Origin of the sequence: Phreatobacter sp. (assembly GCF_052440005.1) — a bacterium.
In the GTDB taxonomy this organism is placed as follows: domain Bacteria; phylum Pseudomonadota; class Alphaproteobacteria; order Rhizobiales; family Phreatobacteraceae; genus Phreatobacter.
In genome coordinates this window covers 48,019-64,619 of record NZ_JBQVQL010000014.1, presented here as the reverse complement: position 1 = coordinate 64,619, position 16,601 = coordinate 48,019, and the positions used below count along the sequence as shown (strand labels likewise).

Below are 16,601 nucleotides of genomic sequence, written 5' to 3'. Positions count from 1 at the left end.
CAGGCGCCCCGCATGCCCGCCGCACCCGCCCCGCAGATGCGGCGCGAGCCCTCGGGCCTGGACATCCACGGTCGTCCCGCAGCGCAGCAACAGCGCTCCGACGACGAGCATCTGGACATCCCGGCCTTCCTCCGCCGGCAGGCCAACTGAGGCCCGTCGGGGCTTCGAGCGAATTGTTACCAAATCTTGCAGCGGTTCAATTTACCCGGGTGTGAACCACCCGGGTAAGTTTTTGTTAACGCCCGCTTTTTAAGGTGTTAACGCTGTAGAGAGAATGCGTCGGAAATCTGGTAACAGTCCGACATAAACCGTGACTTGGCCCCCCGGGAGGGGGTGGTTATGGTCCCGGCGCGACGAGGTTGGATGACCGGTGGGGCGATTCGCTTCACTGCAACAAAATCCCGGATCGGCACCCCCGCAATCCGGCACCGCCACGTCAGGTCATGAAGGGAGCCATCCCGCTCCGATGAGGTCCACGAGCCTCCTCCTTCCGGGTGGCAGAGACGGTCGATGATGAAGACTGCCAGGCAGACGACGCTACGTGACGCGGTCCAGCTCGATGGGATCGGCGTCCACTCGGGCGCTGCGGTGTCGGTGACGCTGCACCCCGCCGAGGCCGGTAGCGGCATCTCCTTCCTGCGCTCCGACCAGGACCATGCCGAAATTCCCGCCGTCTTCCGCAACGTGTCCTCGGCCGACCTGTCCACCGTCATCGGCAAGCCCGAGCGCGGCGGTGTCGCCACCGTCGAACACCTGATGGCCGCACTTGCCGGCCTCGGCATCGACAACTGCCTCGTTGAGGTGGACGGCCCCGAAATGCCGATCCTCGACGGTTCGGCAGCTCCTTTCGTCGCCGCGATCGACCAGGTCGGCATCGAGACGCTCGAGGCCAGCCGCCGCGTCGTGAAGGTCCTGAAATCCGTCGTGCTGGAGACCGAGCGCGGCGTCGTCGAGCTCCACCCGCATGACCGAGGCCTGCGCCTCGAGGTCGAGATCGACTTCGACAACGCCATGATCGGCCGCCAGCTCTTCCGCATGGACCTCGATTCCGGCGCCTTCCGCCGCGAGGTGGCCCGCGCCCGCACCTTCGGCTTCATGCAGGACGTCAGTCGTCTCTGGGCCGTCAACAAGGCCCTCGGCGCCTCGCTGGAGAACACCGTCGTCGTCGGCGACGACCGCATCCTCAACCCCGAGGGCCTGCGCTTCCGCGACGAGTTCGTGCGACACAAGCTGCTCGATGCGGTGGGCGACCTCTCGCTCGCCGGCGCGCCGCTGATCGGCCGCTTCCGCTCCTATCGCGGCGGCCATCGCATGAACGTGAAGCTGCTGGAGGCGCTCTTCGCCGATCCCAGCGCCTACGCCATCGTCGACCAGGCTCCCCGCCGCGAGCGCGGCCACGCCGACATCGGCGTCTCGGTCGCCGCCTACGGGCCGGACGCCAACTGAGCCCTTGCCCCAATTGGGCCTCAACTCCGCTTCAGAACGTGGCGCCGGGGCGATAGCCCCACCGTGCAAATTCGGTTATGAGCCGTGCCGGGCCTCGCGGCCCGCGTCGTAACGTCGAGTGGGAAGGTCGTGACCGTGCAGAAGCATCCCGTGGATGGGCAGCCCTCGGATCAGGCCCTTTCGGCGCGTCCCGCCAGCAGCGCTTCGCGGCGCGCTGTGCTGATGGCGACGGTCCTGGCCGTGTCCCTGCCGCTGGGCGCCTGCGCCAACGGGCCGTCCTTCAATCTGTTCGGCGGCGGCGTCGATTCGGCGAGCCTGCCCGACGAGCCGGCCGAGAAGCTCTACAACGAGGGCATCGCCCTGCAGAACCGCCGCGACTGGCGTCGCGCCGCGCTGAAGTTCATGGAAATCGACCGCACCCATCCCTATACGGAATGGGCCAAGCGGGCCCTCGTCATGGCCGCGTACTCCTATTACGAGGCGCAGGACTACGAGGAGACGATCAACCAGGCCCGCCGCTATCTCCAGCTGCATCCCGGCTCGAACGACGCCGCCTATGCTCAGTACCTGATGGGCGCGGCTCAGTACGACCAGATCCCCGACGTGCAGCGCGACCAGACCCGTACCGAGCGCGCGCTCGTCGTTCTCGAGGAGGTCACCCGCAAGTGGCCGCAGTCGGAATATGCCATCGCCGCCCGCCGCAAGGTGGAGGTCGCCCGCGACCAGCTCGCCGGCCGCGAGATGACGGTCGCCAAATACTATCTCGACCGCCGCCAGTTCGCCGGCGCCATCAACCGCTACCGCACGGTCATCTCGCAGTTCCAGACGACCCGCCACGTCGAGGAGGCGCTCGCCCGCCTCGTCGAGTGCTACATGGCGCTCGGCATCGTCAACGAGGCGCAGACGGCCGCCGCCGTCCTCGGCCACAACTTCCCGGACAGCCAGTGGTACAAGGACAGCTACGCGCTGATCCAGGGCCAGGGCCTCAGCCCGCGCGAGGACACCGGCTCGTGGATCAGCCGCGCCTTCCGCCGCATCACCGGCTGACCCTTCCGTTCCGTCTCCGTTCGCGTTAAGCCCTTGAGGGCGCGGATCCGGCCGAATCTCCCGGAGCCCGCGTCACGTCGCTGCCGGGAACTCGCGAACCGCCCATGCTCGTCCAGCTTTCGATCCGCGACATCGTCCTGATCGACCGGCTCGATCTGACCTTCGCCGAGGGCCTCTCCGTGCTCACCGGCGAGACCGGCGCCGGCAAGTCCATCCTCCTCGACGCCACCTCTCTCGCCCTCGGGGCCCGCGGCGATGCCGCCCTCGTCCGCCACGGTCAGGACCAGGGGCAGGTGACGGCGGTCTTCGACGTGCCGCTCGCCCATCCTGCCCGGCGCATCGCCGCGGAGGCCGACATCGACACCGAGGGCGACATGATTCTCCGGAGGGTCCAGCTTGCCGACGGCCGCACCCGCGCCTTCGTCAACGACCAGGCGGTGAGCGTGCAGGTGCTGCGTGCCATCGGCGGTGCGCTGGTCGAGATCCACGGCCAGCACGCCGACCGCGCGCTGATCGAGCCGGAGAGCCACCGCACCGTCGTCGATGCCTTCGGCGGCCTCGGCCGCGACGTCGAGGCCGTCCGCGCCGCCTGGAAGGGCTGGCGCGAGGCCCGCAAGGCGATGGAGGAAGCGCAGGCCCGTCTCCTCAAGGCGCGTGCCGACGGCGACTTCCTCCGCCACGCCGTGGAGGAACTGGGCAAGCTGAAACCCGAGGCCGGCGAAGAGGCCGACCTCGCCGCCCGCCGCCAGGAGATGATGGCCTCCGAGAAGATCGCCTCCGATCTGTCCGAGGCCATGGACGTGCTGGCGGGCCCCGCCTCGGCGGTTCCCTCGCTCGCCGCCGCCTGGCGCCGGCTCGAACGCCGCGCGCCCCAGGCCCCGGCCCTCGTCGAGCCCATCGTCAAAGCCTTCGGCGAGGCTCTCGACCGTATCGAGGACGCCCGCGCCGCGGTGGAGGCCGCCCAGCGCGCCGCCGAGTTCGATCCGCGCGAACTCGAGCGCATCGAGGAGCGGCTCTTCGCGCTCCGCGCCGCCTCGCGCAAATACGCCGTCCCGGTGGAAGGCCTCGCCGAACTCGCGGCCCGCTATCTCGCCGATGTCGCCGCCCTCGACGCCGGCGAGGACCGGCTGGTGGCGCTGGAGAAGGAGGCCGCCGCGGCGGAGGCCGCCTATGGCAAGGCCGCTTCCGTCCTGTCCGCGAAGCGCAAGGCGGCGGCGACGAAGCTCGACAAGGCGGTGAACGCCGAACTCGGGCCGCTGAAGCTCGACCGCGCCCGCTTCATGACCGAGTTCTCCGCCGAGGGGACAGGTGCGGATGGCGTCGACCGGCTGGAGTTCTGGGTCCAGACCAATCCCGGCACGCGGCCCGGACCGATGATGAAGGTCGCTTCCGGCGGCGAGCTCTCCCGCTTCATGCTGGCGCTCAAGGTGGTGCTGGCCGACCAGGGCTCGGCGCCGACCCTCGTCTTCGACGAGATCGACACGGGCGTCGGCGGCGCGGTGGCGGACGCCATCGGCCAGCGCCTCGCCCGCCTCGGCGGCAAGGTCCAGGTACTCTCCGTCACCCACGCCCCGCAGGTCGCCGCCAAGGCCACGCGCCACTACCTCATCGCCAAGGAGACGACGGGCCAGCGCGTCGCCACCCGCGTCAGGCCGCTCGGCTTCGATCTCAGGCGCGAGGAGCTCGCCCGCATGCTCGCCGGCGAGACCATCACCGACGAGGCCCGCGCCGCCGCCGAGAAGCTCCTCACCGTCGGGTGAGCGGCGGCGCCATCGGATCGCCCGCTTTCGGGGGGATCACGGCGGCATGGCACATTCCGCTCCCCGCCCTCCCGTACAGACTGCGGCCCCTTGCGCCCTGTTGCAGCCCGCCTCTCATTCAACAGGCGAAGGAACGGCGAGGCACGCCTTCGCGCTCCTCGCCGCCCTCCTGCTTTTGCTCGCTCCCGCATCCGCCCGCGCCCAGCCCGCCGCCGTGACCGCGGCGCTCGACTTCTGCGCCTCCGTCACTGACATCCGGGTCGCCCGGAACGCTCTCTGCTTCACGGGCGACATCGACGCGGCCACGGCGGAGCGCGCCGAAACGCTCATGGGCGACCGGCGCCTCACCGCCATGGTGATCACCTCGGACGGCGGCGAGGTGACGGCCGCGCTCCGTCTCGCCAGGGCCTTGCGCGCCCGTAGCCTCCTTTTGGTGGTGAAGAACCACTGCATCTCCTCCTGCGCCAACTTCCTCTTCCCGGCCGCCCGCACCAAGGCGGTGGCGCCCGACAGCATCCTGATCTTCCACGGCGGCATCGCACCCGGCGCCTTCGGCGGCCTCTTCGGCGACGGCGAGGAGCGCGAGCTCCTGTCGCAGACCCGCAGCTTCTTCCGTGAGATCGGCGTCGACGGCTCCATCACCTGGCAGCCACCCTGGCGGCGCGATCCGCGCTCGGGCGTGCGCTCGCTGGCCCAGGAATGGACGGCGACGCCCGCGGCCCTTCGCCGCCACGGCGTGACCGGCATCGTCGACATGTGGTTTCCCTCGCCCGAGGCTGTGATACGCCAGGCGGCGACCCAGGGCATGAGCATCGGCATCGTCGACTGACTGCTGCCATTCCGGCCCTTGTCCCGGTCGTCCACGGCTCTATCGTCTCGTCCAGCCGTCCCCGCCAGAAAACCGTGGATGCCGGGCACGTCGCCGGGCATGACGGGGCGAGATCCTGACTGCCCGGAATCGGTCGCCCATGTCGAAACGTCCCGCCCCCAACGCCCCCGTCGACAGCCTGACCGCCGATGACGCCCGCCTCGAGCACGAGCGCCTCGCCGAGGCCATCGCCGAGGCCGACCGGCAGTATTACCAGGACGACGCGCCGACCCTCACCGACGCCGATTACGACGCGCTGCGCCGCCGCTATGAGGCGCTGGAAACCGCCTTTCCCACCCTCAGGACCGCCGACAGCCTCACCCAGAAGGTCGGCGCGGCGCCGGCCTCGAAATTCGGCAAGGTCACCCACGCCGTCCCCATGCTCTCCCTCTCCAATGCCTTCGCCGACGAGGAGGTGACGGATTTCGTCGGCCGCGTGCGCCGTTTCCTCGGGCTCGGGCCCGACGAGCCCGTGGCCATGACGGCCGAGCCGAAGATCGACGGCCTGTCCTGCTCGCTGCGCTATGTCGGCGGTCGCCTCGCGGTCGCCGCCACCCGCGGTGACGGTGCGGTCGGCGAGGACGTCACCGCCAATATCCGCACGATCGGCGAGATTCCCCAGGTCCTGAAGGATGCGCCCGAGGTGCTGGAGGTGCGCGGCGAGGTCTACCTCTCCCACGACGATTTCCGCCGCATCAATGCGCGCCAGGAGGAGAGGGGCCTGCCGCCCTTCGCCAACCCGCGCAACGCCGCCGCCGGCTCGCTGCGCCAGCTCGACCCGCGCATCACCGAGGAGCGGCCGCTGCGCTTCTTCGCCTATTCCTGGGGCGAGATCAGCCCGGAGCGGCCGCGCGACACCCAGTCCGGCATGGTCGACTGGTTCGCCGCGCTCGGCTTCCCCACCAATCCGCTCACCGTCGTCCGCGACAGCGCCGAGGGGCTCCTCGCCCATTACCGGATGATCGAGGAGAAGCGCGCCACCCTCGGCTACGACATCGACGGCGTCGTCTACAAGGTCGACAGTCTCGCCCTCCAGGCGCGCCTCGGCTTCGTCTCGCGCTCGCCGCGCTGGGCCATCGCCCACAAGTTCGCCGCCGAGAAGGCGACGACCATCCTCGACGCCATCGACATCCAGGTCGGCCGCACCGGCGCGCTCACCCCCGTCGCCAAGCTGCGCCCGGTCACGGTCGGCGGCGTCGTCGTCTCCAATGCCACCCTTCACAACGAGGACTACATCAGGGGCATCGGCACCGACGGCGATCGATTCCGCGAGCACGACATTCGCGTCGGCGACACCGTCATCGTCCAGCGCGCGGGCGACGTCATCCCGCAGGTGCTGGATGTGGTGGTCGAGAAGCGGCCGGCGGAGGCGAGGCCCTATGCCTTCCCGACGACCTGCCCGGCCTGCGGCAGCCCGGCGATCCGTGAGGAGGGTGAGGCCGTCAAACGCTGCACCGGCGGCTTCGCCTGTCCGGCGCAGGCCGTGGAGCGGCTGCGCCACGTCGTCTCCCGCCGCGTCCTCGACATCGAGGGCCTCGGCGCCGAGCGGCTCCCCTTCTTCTTCGCCGATCCCGACCTGCCGATCCGCGAGCCCGCGGACATCTTCACCCTCGCCCGCCGCGACGCGCAGAACCTGAAGAAGCTGCGCGACAAGGAGGGATTCGGCGCCCTCTCGGTGAAGAATCTCTTCGACGCCATCGAGCAGAGCCGCACCGTCCCGCTTGACCGGCTCATCGCAGCGCTCGGCATCCGCCATGTCGGCGAGACCACCGCCCGCGTCCTCGCCCGGGCCTACGGCACCTGGCAGGCCTTCCACGATGCCGCCGTCAGGGTGGCCGAGGGCGACGGGGAGACGCGGCACGAGCTCGATTCGCTCGACCAGATCGGCGACGCCGTCATCGACGCCATGGCCGCCTATTTCGCCGAGCCGCGCAACCGCGCCATGGTCGAGCGCCTGGTCGCCGAACTCGTGGTGCAGCAGGCCGAGAAGCCCAAGGCCGACACCCCCGTTGCCGGCAAGACCGTGGTCTTCACCGGCTCGCTGGAGAAGATGACCCGCGACGAGGCCAAGGCCATGGCCGAGCGGCTCGGGGCGAAGGTCGCGGGCTCGGTGTCGAAGAAGACCGACTACGTCGTCGCGGGCCCCGGCGCCGGCTCCAAGCTCGATAAGGCGCGCGACCTCGGCGTGGTGGTCATGACCGAGGACGAGTGGTTCGAGCTCGTGAAATAAACTTGCGAATCCAGATCGTTAACAGTTCGTTTTCACAAGCCATGCACGGAATGCAAGGCTGATTGTGCGCTGCACAATCTTGTAAAATCGCTGCACTGCAACAAAATGAGGTGGTCGAAAGGGAGGAAGCCTCGAGGTCGTCCACTCTTTCAGAGGAGAGACCACCATGGCTACCATTGCGCTCGACAAGATCGCTTCCGCCGCCCCGGCCGAGAAGGCCAAGGGCAAGCGCGGCTTCTGGGGTTCCATCTACGACGCCGTCGTCGAGGCCCAGGAACTGCGCGCCGCCACCTACGTCAACGGGTACCTGGCCCATCTGTCGGACGACGAACTCGCCCGCCACGGCATGACCCGCGACCAAATGGTTCGCCGCACCCGCAGCATGATGTCGAGCATCTGACAGCTCGCATCCCGCTCCGCACGACTGGGCCGGTCCTGCACCCCGCAGGACCGGCCGTCGGCGTCACCCCGCACGCCCCCCGGAGGGCACCATGTTCTTCGCCACTCTCGCCCGCTACCTGAACGCCTATCGCCGCCGCCGCGCCGAGCGCATGGCGCGTGAAGCCCAGACCGTCGTCTCGGCCGACGAACTGCGCCGCGCAGGCATCCTGACGACTCTCGGCGGCTCCTACACGCTGCCCTTCGCGCGCTGAGGCCGTCCGCCGTCCTCAGGACGGCTTGCGCCTGATCCCGATCACCTGACCGACCCCGTCCGGCCGCTCGCGGCACTGGCTGTCGCGATGCCAGGCCTCGAGCCGCGCCATGATGTCGTCGGGGAAGGGCGCCGGCTTGCGCGTTGCCATGTCGATGTGGATCGAGATCGATTCCATCGTCGCCGACAGCCAGCGCTCCTCGGCGTGGATCAGCTCCATCCAGTAGTGGATGCGCTTGGCGTCGACGTCGAGGATGCGGATGCGCGCCTGCACCGGGTCCGTGAGGTGCACCTCGCGCAGGTAGCGCACGTGCAGCTCCATGGCGAAGAAGCTCATGTTGCGCGTGCGCACGTAGGATTCCGACAGGCCGATGCGCTCGAACAGCATGTCGAGCCCCTCGTCGAACAGCTTGACGTAGAAGGCGACGTTCACGTGGCCGTTGTAGTCGATCATCTCCGGCCGGATGGCCATCCGCGGGGTGATCGCAAGGCCCGTGTCGGGGCAGAGGTCGAACTGGGTCATGCCTCCCGATTAGCCGATGGCGGGCGCACCCGGCAATCGCCCGGGCGGGGGAGGGGGGCTCGCCGCCTTGTGTGAGCCGTGCACCCCCCGGGGGGCAACCCCTTTGCCTTCCCCGCGCGAGCCCCTAAGGTCCGCTCCCGCTCCACCGCTGGGGCGACCGAGGACCGTCCCATGCCCGCTACCCGCACCCGCCCGAGCCCGGATGTCGTCGCCACCGCCGTGGCCGAGCTCCAGGCGCTGTTCGGCAACCGGGCCGTCACCTCCCAGGCGGTGCGCCAGCAGCACGCCCACACCCTCACCTGGATCGAGAACCAGCCGCCCGACGTCGTCGTCTTCGCCGAGAGCACCGAGGACTGCGTCGCCGTGATGAGGATCGCCGCGGCCCACGACATGCCGGTCATCCCCTTCGGCACGGGATCTTCCCTCGAGGGGCACGTCAACGCGCCCTTCGGCGGCATATCCCTCGACACATCGCTGATGAAGCGCATCATCGCCGTCCACGCCGAGGACCTCGACGTGGTGGTCGAGCCCGGCGTCACCCGCAAGCAGCTCAACGAGTATCTGCGCGACATGGGGCTGTTCTTCCCCATCGACCCCGGCGCCGACGCCTCCATCGGCGGCATGGCCGCGACCCGCGCCTCCGGCACCAATGCCGTGCGCTACGGCACGATGAAGGACAACGTCATCGCTCTCGAGGTGGTGCTGCCGAACGGCGAGGTCATCGACACCGCCCGCAGAGCCCGCAAGACCTCCGCCGGCTACGACCTCACCCGCCTCTTCGTCGGCTCCGAGGGCACACTGGGCATCATCACGAAGATCACCCTGAAGCTGCACGGCATTCCCGAGGCGATCTCGGCCGCCACCTGCTCCTTCCCGACCGTGAAGGACGCGGCCGACGCCACCATCGTCGCCATCCAGACCGGCATTCCCATGGCGCGCATCGAGCTGCTCGACGAGGTGCAGGTCGGCGCGGTCAACGCCTATTCGAAGCTCTCGCTGCCCGAGAAGCCGCTGCTACTGCTGGAGTTCCATGGAACGGAGGCCGGTGTCGCCGAACAGGTCGAGCGCTTCCGCGCCATTGCCGACGAATACGGCGCCGGCGACTTCCAGTGGGCGGCCAAGGCCGAGGACCGCACGCGGCTGTGGCAGGCCCGCCACGACGCCTATTGGGCCGCCCTGGCGCTGAGGCCCGGCTGGAAGGGCCAGTCGTCCGATGTCTGCGTGCCGATCTCGCGCCTCGCCGAGTGCATCGACGCCACCAAGAAGGACATCGAGGCGAGCGGGCTCATCGCCCCCATCGTCGGCCATGTCGGCGACGGCAATTTTCACGTCCTGCCGCTGATGGACGAGAACGATCCCGCCAGCGTCGCCGCCTGCAAGGCCTTCATGGGCCGCATCGTCGAGCGCGCCCTCGCCATGGAGGGCACTTGCACCGGCGAGCACGGGGTCGGGCAGGGCAAGATGAAATATCTCGCCGCCGAGCACGGCGACGCTGCCATGGCCCTGATGGCCTCCCTCAAGCAGGCCGTCGACCCGCGTGGCCTGATGAACCCCGGCAAGATGGCGGGCTGAGGCTGCGCCCGTCCCGCCGGTCAGCCCTGGTGACGTCGGAGCCAGCTCGCTGCATAGCCGCAGCGCGGGACGATGGTGCGGTTCTCCGCCCGCGCTGCCGCCACCACCTGCTCCATCAGCCGTCCGGCAGCCCCGGTGCCGCGCAGGGCGGGCTCCGCCTCCACATGGTCGATGACGAGGCGGTCGCCGTCGCGGCGGTAGATCGCGAAGGCCTGGCGGCCGCCGACGTCGAGTTCGAACCGGCCGGCGGTGCCGTTGTCGCGGAACGTGTCTGTCATCGCTGGCATCTCCCTGTCATGCGCCTTCCCGCCATATGGGGGCGTCCGCACCGGCGGCCCAGAGCCGTGAAGCAGTCCTGCCCTGCGGGAACCGGCCGGGCAGGCGGCGGCGCGCCTGCGACCACCTGGCGGGTTGTCTCCCACCCCCGCGACACTACGTTCTGGTCCATGAAACCCATTGTGGTCGCTCTGGCGCTTCTCGCCGGCCTTGCTCTTCCGCGTTCGGGCGCGGCGGTCGAGGCTGCGCTGCCTGAAGCGCTCAGGCGATGCGCCACCATCGCGGTGGAAGCGGAACGGCTGGTATGCTTCGACCGCCTGGCGTCGTCCGTTGCCGCGCCGGGAGACGACGGCACGGTGACCGTCGGTCGCTGGCAGCTGACGGCCAGCACCGGGCCCTCCGGCCGGGTCATCGTCGCCGACCAGCGCCCCGTCGAGCCCTGGGGCGAGGAAAGCATCTCCCTGGAGATTTCCTGCCGCGACGACCGGCTCGCCCTCGCCGTCGGCCGCGACAGCCCGGTCATGGGGGCGGCCAGCGTCTTCGCCAACGTGCGCATCAACGATCGCCTCGCCCCCGGCGACATCTGGCAGGGATCGCGCAACCTGCACCGGGCGATCTTCCCCGGCGACGTGCGCGAGTTCCTGACGCGCCTGCCGTCCACCGGCACCCTCGCCATCCGCCTCGAGGGCTCGCGCCGCTGGCGCTTCGAGGGCACCTACCGCCTCGACGGCATCGACGAGATACGCCGCCGCATGCTCGCGTCCTGCTCGCGCTGAGGCGCGGCTAGAAGGCGCAGCCGAAGGGTTCGAGGCCCCGGCGCATCTGCTCGCCCTGGGTGCGGCAGATCGCTTCCAGTTGCAGCCGCGTCTGCGGGTCCTGGGCCAGCGAGCGCCAGGTGGTGCGCAACTGCGCCACCTGCTGCGAGAAGGTGACGCGGTGGGTCGCCGGCACCTTGGTGGTCACGCAGACCTCGTAGCTGGTGATGAACCGGTCGCATTCCGGAATGCCGATCTCTTCCTGCGCGAGGGCCGGGGCGACGGCGACGTGAAGCCCGGCGACAAGGGCCGCCGCCGCAGCGAAAGTCCGGATGAAATTCATGCGCATGCCTCCAGCAGCCGCCGACGGCGGCGCGGGCGCTGACCGTCCCCGATCGCACCCCTCATTGCGGCGAACATCCGGGCGGGCGGTTTCCGTGCGATGTCGCGGCGTCCGCCGTTGCGGCGAAGGCATCGGGCGGGGGCGACACGGAAGTGAAACAATGCGGGGCTCTTCAGAGGGCCGCACGGGGCCGGGGGCGCCCACCGCGGCCATGGCGACGCCGGCCGGTTCGTGGCATGATTTTCCAGGGGGGCGCCGGTGACGGTGTCCGAAGGGCAGGGGCGGTCGATGGGCGGCTTGTTGGGCATGGTGACGGGCAGGGCGCCGGCGCTCGCGCTGGGAGCCCTTCTGGCGCTCGTGGGCCTCGCGCCGGGCCTGGATGCGCGCGAGTTCCGCGTCGCCGACACCCAGCCCGCCGACTATCCCACCGTCAAGGCGCTGGAACTGATGGGCACGCTCATCGCCGAGCGCACCGGCGGACGCCATCGCCTGCGCATCTTCCACTCCCGCCAGCTCGGAGAGGAGAAGGAGACGATCGAGCAGACGCGCATCGGCGCCATCGACATCAACCGCACCAATGTCGCGCCGCTGGCGAGCTTCATTCCCGAGGCCAACATCCTGGCCCTGCCGTTCCTGTTCCGCTCGGTCGACCACCTCCACGCCGTCCTTGACGGTCCGGTCGGCGACGACATCCTCGCGAGCTTCGAGCGCTACGGCCTCGTCGGCCTCGCCTTCTACGATTCCGGCGCCCGCTCCATCTACAATTCCGTCCGTCCCATCCGCCGCGTCGAGGACCTGAAGGGCCTGCGCATCCGCGTCCAGCAGTCGGACATGATGGTCGAGATGATGCGCGCGCTGGGCGCCGAGCCGGTGGCGCTGCCCTATGGCCAGGTCAACGTCAGCCTCGTGACCGGCCTCATCCACGGCGCGGAGAACAACTGGCCGTCCTACGTCACCACCGACCATTACCAGGCGGCGCGCCACATCACCCTCACCGAGCACACGATGAGCCCGGAGGTCCTGGTGGTCTCGCGGAAGGCCTGGGACGAGCTTTCCGCTGCCGACCGCGACATCTTCCGCGCTGCCGCCCGCGAATCCGCCCGCGCCATGCGCGAGCAGTGGCTGAAGCTGGAACAGACCTCGCGCCGCCAGGCCGAGGCCGCGGGTGTCACGGTCGTCACCCTCGAGGACCGCAGCGGCTTCGAGGAAGCGGTGCGGCCCATCGTCGAGCGCTTCGCGGCCGACCCGCCGCTCGCCGCGCTGGTGGCGCGCATCCGCCAGGCCCGCTGATGGATGCGACGACGGCACGCAGGGTGATGGTCCGGCCGGCGCTGCGCACCATCCGCGGCAGGCTCGACGGGGTCTCCGAGCTGTTCCGGCGCATTCCCGTGCGCTGGCGCATCGTCACCGTCGTCATCCTGAACCTCGCCTTCATCACCCTCCTGATGCTTCTGATCGCATCGGGCGCACGGGCCATCCGTTCCGCCTGGGGCGACCTGCAGGAGGCCCGCCGCATCGACCGGCTGCTGGCCTCCATCGAGAACGATGCGGGGCGGCTGCAGACCCTCATCCACCGCTATTTCGCCCTGCCCAACGAGATGGTGCTGAACGAGATCGAGCAGCGCCGGAAGGCCCTCCTCGCCAAGCTCGCCATCGAGCAGGAGATCGACCTCGCGCTGCAGAACCCGGCGCGCTCCGTCACCAGCGTCACCGAGCGCTTCATGCTCGGCTTCGACGAGCTGCGCAGCGTGCGCGAGACCATCTCGTCCATCTACGAGAACGAGATCCGCAAGCCGGCGAGCGAACTGTCCCAGCTCTATGCGGTGGTCGAGACCGCGATGGCCGACCGCGCCGCCCTCGTCGGCCCCTCGCTCGGCAAGTCGCGCGAGGCCTTCTCCGTCTTCCTCGTCGCCATCAACGACTACTACCTGACCCAGTCGGTGCAGGCGCAGCGCGAGGCCTCCCGCTCCATCGAGGTGATCCAGCAGACCGCCCCCGTCATGGTCGACCTCGCCGAGACCGAGTTCCAGCGCGCCGCGCTGACGACGCTCGCCGAACGCACCAATGCGCTGAGGGCCGGGTTCGGCCGCATGATCCAGGTCCTCGGCATGCAGAACCGCCTTCTCCAGGTGGAGATCGACGGCAACCAGGCGGTGATGGCCACCGTCATCCAGGAGGTGGCCGAGCGGGTGCGCGCCAAGGAGGACGCCGCCCAGCAGCGCCTCGACCAGACGCTCCGGATCGTCTTCGTCCAGGCGGCTGGCATCGCCGGCATCTTCCTCATCATCGCCGCCGTCATCTGGACCCTCATCGCGCGGTCCATCCGCGTGCCGCTCGACGATCTCGCCGGCAGCATGAACGCCATCGTCGCCGGTGACCTCGAACGCCCGCCCTCGGGCCTCACCGCCACGGACGACATCGGCCGCATGGCCCGTGCCGTGGAGGTGTTCCGCCAGAACGCCATCGAGAAGCAGCGCGCCGAGCAGGACCTCGTCGCCGCCAAGGACCGCGCCGAAACCGCGCTGCACCACCTGCGGGACACCCAGCAGAGCCTGGTGGAGGCGGAGAAGCTCGCCGCCCTCGGCGGACTCGTCGCCGGCGTCGCCCACGAGGTCAACAACCCCATCGGCATCTCGCTCACCGTCGCCTCCACCCTGTCGCGGCGCATCGACGAGTTCGCCGCCGACGTCGAGCGCGGCGAGCTGCGCCGCTCCCGCCTCGCAGACTTCGTCCAGGGCAGCCGCGAGGCGGCGAGCCAGCTCTCGCTCAACCTGCAGCGCGCCGGCGAGATGGTGCAGGCCTTCAAGCAGGTGGCCGTCGACCGCAGCCACGCCGACCGCCGCCGCTTCAACCTCGCCGAGGCCACCGACCAGATCGTTGCCAGCCTCCGCCCGACGCTGCGCCGCGCCCCGGTGAAGCTGCAGGTCGAGGTGCCCCCCGGAATCGTCCTCGACAGCTATCCCGGGCCCTACGGCCAGGTCGTCACCAACCTCTTCATCAACGCCCTGACCCATGCCTTCCCGGACGGCCGCTCCGGCACCTTCGCCATCGCCGCTGCGGCCGAGGGCGACCAGGTCGTCATGACCTTCCGCGACGACGGGGTCGGCATGAACGCCGAGGTCCAGCGCCAGGCCTACGACCCCTTCTTCACCACCCGCCGCGGCGAGGGCGGGACCGGCCTCGGATTGAATATCGTCTTCAACATCGTGACACGGCGGCTCGGCGGGCGTATCTCGCTGTCGTCGACGCCGGGCGTCGGCACCACCTTCCGCATCGTCCTGCCGCTCAACGCGCCGCAGGAGCCCGCCGACCGGCAGGAACCCGCATGATGTCCGACCCGCGCGAGGACGCTCCCCATCCCGAGGACGACGAACTCGTCGCCATCCTCGACGACGGCCCGGCCGCTCCGGAGGCCGAGGCCGGCCGCTGGAAGGTCGCCATCATCGACGACGACGCGGCGATCCATTCCGGCACCAAATACGCCCTTTCGGACTACCAGCTCGCCGGCCACCGGCTCGACCTCTATTCCGCCTTTTCCGCCGCCGAGGGCCGCACCCTGCTGGCGCGCCATCCCGACATGGCGGTGGTGCTGCTCGACGTGGTGATGGAGAGCGACGGTGCCGGCCTCGACCTCGTCGACTACATCCGCAACGAGCTGAAGAACGACACGGTGCGCATCATCCTGCGCACCGGACAGCCCGGCCAGGCGCCCGAGCGCCAGGTGATCGTCGACTACGACATCAACGACTACAAGGCCAAGACCGAGCTCACCGGCGACAAGCTCTTCACCTCGCTCACCGCCGCCATCCGCTCGTACCAGCAGCTCATGCGTCTGGTGGAGACCCGCCGCGGCCTCGAGCTCATCGTGGAAGCGGCGTCCGAGCTCTTCGACCTGAAGTCCATGAAGAAGCTCGCGGCGGGCGTGCTGACCCAGATCGCCGGGCTCGTCCAGGTCTCCTGCGAGGGAATCCTGGTCCTGCGCGAGGATCCGCAGCGCATCGCCGTCCTCGCCGGCTCCGGCGTCTATGCCCCCGTCGCCGCCGCGGCAGACGGCGCCCTCGACGCCGCCATGGCCCGCCTCGTCGATTCGGCTTTCGAGCGTCGCCGCCACGCCTTCGACGCCACCGAGACGGCCCTCTACATCCGGACGCCGACCGGCCGGGAGATCGTCGTGGCGCTGACCTCCGACCGGCCGCTCTCCGACACCGATCAGACCCTCGTCGCGGTCTTCTGCGGCCGGCTCTCCACTGCCTTCGACAACGTCATCCTCTACGAGCAGCTGCAGGCTGCCAACGCCACCCTCGAGCGGCGCGTCGCCGAGCGTACCCGCCAGCTCACCCTCGCCAACGAGCGGCTCACAGCCCAGTGGCAGCGGCTGAAGCGCACCAACGACCACAAGGCGGAGGTGCTCGGCACCGTGGCCCATGACCTGAAGAACCCGCTCGGCGTCATCCTCGGCCGCTCCGAGATGATGAACGAGCTCCTCTGCCTCGACCCGCCGAACATCGATCGCGCCCGCAGCCAGATCGAGCAGATCCGCTCCTCCGTCGCCCGCATGACCTCGATGGTCGACGAGCTGATCAACGACGCCATGCTGGACGCCGAGGACATCGTGCTGCGCCTCGCCGACATCGACGCCGCGGCCGTGGTCGGTGCCGTCATCGACGCCAACGCCCCGCTCGCCGACCGCAAGGGCCAGATGCTGGTCTATCGCGGGCCGGATGCGCTGCCCGGCCGCGCCGACCCCGACCGCCTGCGCGAGGCGATCGACAACCTCGTCTCCAACGCGGTGAAATATTCCCCGCCGGGCGGCCGCATCACCGTCTCGCTCACCTCCAGCGAGGGCGGCCACCGCATCGCCGTCACCGACAGCGGGCCGGGCCTCACGCCCGAGGACGAGCAGCGCCTGTTCGGTCGCTTCCAGCGCCTCTCCGCCAAGCCCACCGGCGGCGAGAGCTCCACCGGCCTCGGCCTCTTCATCTGCCGGCGCATCGTCGAGCTCCACGGCGGCCGCATCAGCGCCGCCAGCAACGGCCCCGGCAAGGGCGCGACCTTCGCCTTCACCCTGCCTCCGCTGGTGCAGCGGGGCCCCTCGTGAACGCCGGCCAGCTCATCATCGTCGTCGACGA

15 protein-coding genes are annotated in these 16,601 nt (G+C 69.9%); 12 read left to right on the top strand and 3 right to left on the bottom strand.

The genetic code is table 11. The annotated features are described in order from the left end of the window. Positions 1 to 513 precede the first annotated feature (513 nt). The 7 genes from lpxC to ACT6XY_RS05760 all read left to right on the top strand — a co-directional run bounded on the left by lpxC (position 514) and on the right by ACT6XY_RS05760 (position 8,004). Positions 514 to 1,446 carry a UDP-3-O-acyl-N-acetylglucosamine deacetylase gene (lpxC, locus tag ACT6XY_RS05790; protein ID WP_444747384.1) on the top strand — a complete coding sequence of 311 codons (933 nt, stop codon included), beginning with the start codon at positions 514 to 516 and terminating at the stop codon, positions 1,444 to 1,446. 222 nt (positions 1,447 to 1,668) lie between these two features. After that, positions 1,669 to 2,493: an outer membrane protein assembly factor BamD gene (locus ACT6XY_RS05785; RefSeq protein ID WP_444747383.1), complete on the top strand. Its 825-nt coding sequence runs from the start codon at positions 1,669 to 1,671 to the stop codon at positions 2,491 to 2,493. 104 nt (positions 2,494 to 2,597) lie between these two features. Next, positions 2,598 to 4,253 (top strand): DNA repair protein RecN, encoded by a 1,656-nt coding sequence (recN, locus tag ACT6XY_RS05780; protein WP_444747379.1) that lies wholly within the window; start codon positions 2,598 to 2,600, stop codon positions 4,251 to 4,253. Positions 4,254 to 4,467: 214 nt separating this feature from the next. Next, complete coding sequence (locus tag ACT6XY_RS05775; protein ID WP_444747378.1) at positions 4,468 to 5,082, top strand: hypothetical protein; 615 nt, start codon at positions 4,468 to 4,470, stop codon at positions 5,080 to 5,082. Between the two features lie 139 nt (positions 5,083 to 5,221). Continuing rightward, positions 5,222 to 7,351: an NAD-dependent DNA ligase LigA gene (ligA, locus tag ACT6XY_RS05770; protein ID WP_444747377.1), complete on the top strand. Its 2,130-nt coding sequence runs from the start codon at positions 5,222 to 5,224 to the stop codon at positions 7,349 to 7,351. Between the two features lie 166 nt (positions 7,352 to 7,517). Then, a complete protein-coding gene (locus ACT6XY_RS05765; RefSeq protein WP_444747376.1) occupies positions 7,518 to 7,751 on the top strand; it encodes a hypothetical protein in 234 nt (77 codons plus the stop codon). 91 nt (positions 7,752 to 7,842) lie between these two features. Then, positions 7,843 to 8,004, top strand: coding sequence for a hypothetical protein (locus ACT6XY_RS05760; RefSeq protein ID WP_444747375.1), 162 nt, complete (start codon positions 7,843 to 7,845; stop codon positions 8,002 to 8,004). A gap of 15 nt (positions 8,005 to 8,019) precedes the next feature. Here ACT6XY_RS05760 and ACT6XY_RS05755 read toward each other — a convergent pair whose 3' ends face one another. After that, positions 8,020 to 8,526: an acyl-CoA thioesterase gene (locus ACT6XY_RS05755; protein ID WP_444747374.1), complete on the bottom strand. Its 507-nt coding sequence runs from the start codon at positions 8,524 to 8,526 to the stop codon at positions 8,020 to 8,022. Positions 8,527 to 8,697: 171 nt separating this feature from the next. Between ACT6XY_RS05755 and ACT6XY_RS05750 the strand changes: the two genes are divergently transcribed. Further along, a complete protein-coding gene (locus ACT6XY_RS05750) occupies positions 8,698 to 10,098 on the top strand; it encodes an FAD-binding oxidoreductase (RefSeq protein ID WP_444747373.1) in 1,401 nt (466 codons plus the stop codon). A gap of 20 nt (positions 10,099 to 10,118) precedes the next feature. Here ACT6XY_RS05750 and ACT6XY_RS05745 read toward each other — a convergent pair whose 3' ends face one another. After that, the gene (locus ACT6XY_RS05745) at positions 10,119 to 10,376 is read right to left on the bottom strand and encodes a GNAT family N-acetyltransferase (protein ID WP_444747372.1); all 258 of its coding nucleotides are present in this window, start codon (positions 10,374 to 10,376) and stop codon (positions 10,119 to 10,121) included. Positions 10,377 to 10,544: 168 nt separating this feature from the next. On the opposite strand from ACT6XY_RS05745, the gene ACT6XY_RS05740 reads away from it, so the two are divergent. Then, on the top strand, positions 10,545 to 11,150 hold the full coding sequence (locus ACT6XY_RS05740) for a hypothetical protein (protein WP_444747371.1): 606 nt from the start codon (positions 10,545 to 10,547) through the stop codon (positions 11,148 to 11,150). A gap of 7 nt (positions 11,151 to 11,157) precedes the next feature. On the opposite strand, the gene ACT6XY_RS05735 is transcribed toward ACT6XY_RS05740, so the two are convergent. Further along, a complete protein-coding gene (locus tag ACT6XY_RS05735; RefSeq protein ID WP_444747370.1) occupies positions 11,158 to 11,472 on the bottom strand; it encodes a hypothetical protein in 315 nt (104 codons plus the stop codon). Positions 11,473 to 11,760: 288 nt separating this feature from the next. Here ACT6XY_RS05735 and ACT6XY_RS05730 point away from each other — a divergent pair, with 288 nt between their 5' ends. Genes ACT6XY_RS05730 through ACT6XY_RS05720 form a run of 3 tightly spaced genes read left to right on the top strand, consistent with a single transcriptional unit; the run spans position 11,761 to position 16,570 of the window. Continuing rightward, a complete protein-coding gene (locus ACT6XY_RS05730; protein ID WP_444747369.1) occupies positions 11,761 to 12,762 on the top strand; it encodes a TRAP transporter substrate-binding protein in 1,002 nt (333 codons plus the stop codon). After that, positions 12,762 to 14,801 (top strand): sensor histidine kinase, encoded by a 2,040-nt coding sequence (locus tag ACT6XY_RS05725; protein WP_444747368.1) that lies wholly within the window; start codon positions 12,762 to 12,764, stop codon positions 14,799 to 14,801. Before ACT6XY_RS05730 ends, ACT6XY_RS05725 begins: the two co-directional genes overlap by 1 nt. Beyond that, positions 14,798 to 16,570: an ATP-binding response regulator gene (locus ACT6XY_RS05720; protein WP_444747367.1), complete on the top strand. Its 1,773-nt coding sequence runs from the start codon at positions 14,798 to 14,800 to the stop codon at positions 16,568 to 16,570. The genes ACT6XY_RS05725 and ACT6XY_RS05720 overlap by 4 nt, the downstream gene beginning before the upstream one ends. The last annotated feature ends 31 nt before the right edge of the window (positions 16,571 to 16,601 follow it).

What these genes read in the sequence shown, in the direction of transcription:
- ACT6XY_RS05745 (WP_444747372.1), bottom strand. Translation starts at nt 10,376, where the DNA reads ATGACAGACACGTTCCGCGACAACGGCACCGCCGGCCGGTTCGAACTC.
- recN (WP_444747379.1), top strand. Translation starts at nt 2,598, where the DNA reads ATGCTCGTCCAGCTTTCGATCCGCGACATCGTCCTGATCGACCGGCTC.
- ACT6XY_RS05760 (WP_444747375.1), top strand. Translation starts at nt 7,843, where the DNA reads ATGTTCTTCGCCACTCTCGCCCGCTACCTGAACGCCTATCGCCGCCGC.
- ligA (WP_444747377.1), top strand. Translation starts at nt 5,222, where the DNA reads ATGTCGAAACGTCCCGCCCCCAACGCCCCCGTCGACAGCCTGACCGCC.
- ACT6XY_RS05730 (WP_444747369.1), top strand. Translation starts at nt 11,761, where the DNA reads ATGGGCGGCTTGTTGGGCATGGTGACGGGCAGGGCGCCGGCGCTCGCG.
- ACT6XY_RS05735 (WP_444747370.1), bottom strand. Translation starts at nt 11,472, where the DNA reads ATGAATTTCATCCGGACTTTCGCTGCGGCGGCGGCCCTTGTCGCCGGG.
- ACT6XY_RS05755 (WP_444747374.1), bottom strand. Translation starts at nt 8,526, where the DNA reads ATGACCCAGTTCGACCTCTGCCCCGACACGGGCCTTGCGATCACCCCG.
- ACT6XY_RS05785 (WP_444747383.1), top strand. Translation starts at nt 1,669, where the DNA reads ATGGCGACGGTCCTGGCCGTGTCCCTGCCGCTGGGCGCCTGCGCCAAC.
- ACT6XY_RS05765 (WP_444747376.1), top strand. Translation starts at nt 7,518, where the DNA reads ATGGCTACCATTGCGCTCGACAAGATCGCTTCCGCCGCCCCGGCCGAG.
- ACT6XY_RS05725 (WP_444747368.1), top strand. Translation starts at nt 12,762, where the DNA reads ATGGATGCGACGACGGCACGCAGGGTGATGGTCCGGCCGGCGCTGCGC.
- ACT6XY_RS05750 (WP_444747373.1), top strand. Translation starts at nt 8,698, where the DNA reads ATGCCCGCTACCCGCACCCGCCCGAGCCCGGATGTCGTCGCCACCGCC.
- ACT6XY_RS05740 (WP_444747371.1), top strand. Translation starts at nt 10,545, where the DNA reads ATGAAACCCATTGTGGTCGCTCTGGCGCTTCTCGCCGGCCTTGCTCTT.
- lpxC (WP_444747384.1), top strand. Translation starts at nt 514, where the DNA reads ATGAAGACTGCCAGGCAGACGACGCTACGTGACGCGGTCCAGCTCGAT.
- ACT6XY_RS05720 (WP_444747367.1), top strand. Translation starts at nt 14,798, where the DNA reads ATGATGTCCGACCCGCGCGAGGACGCTCCCCATCCCGAGGACGACGAA.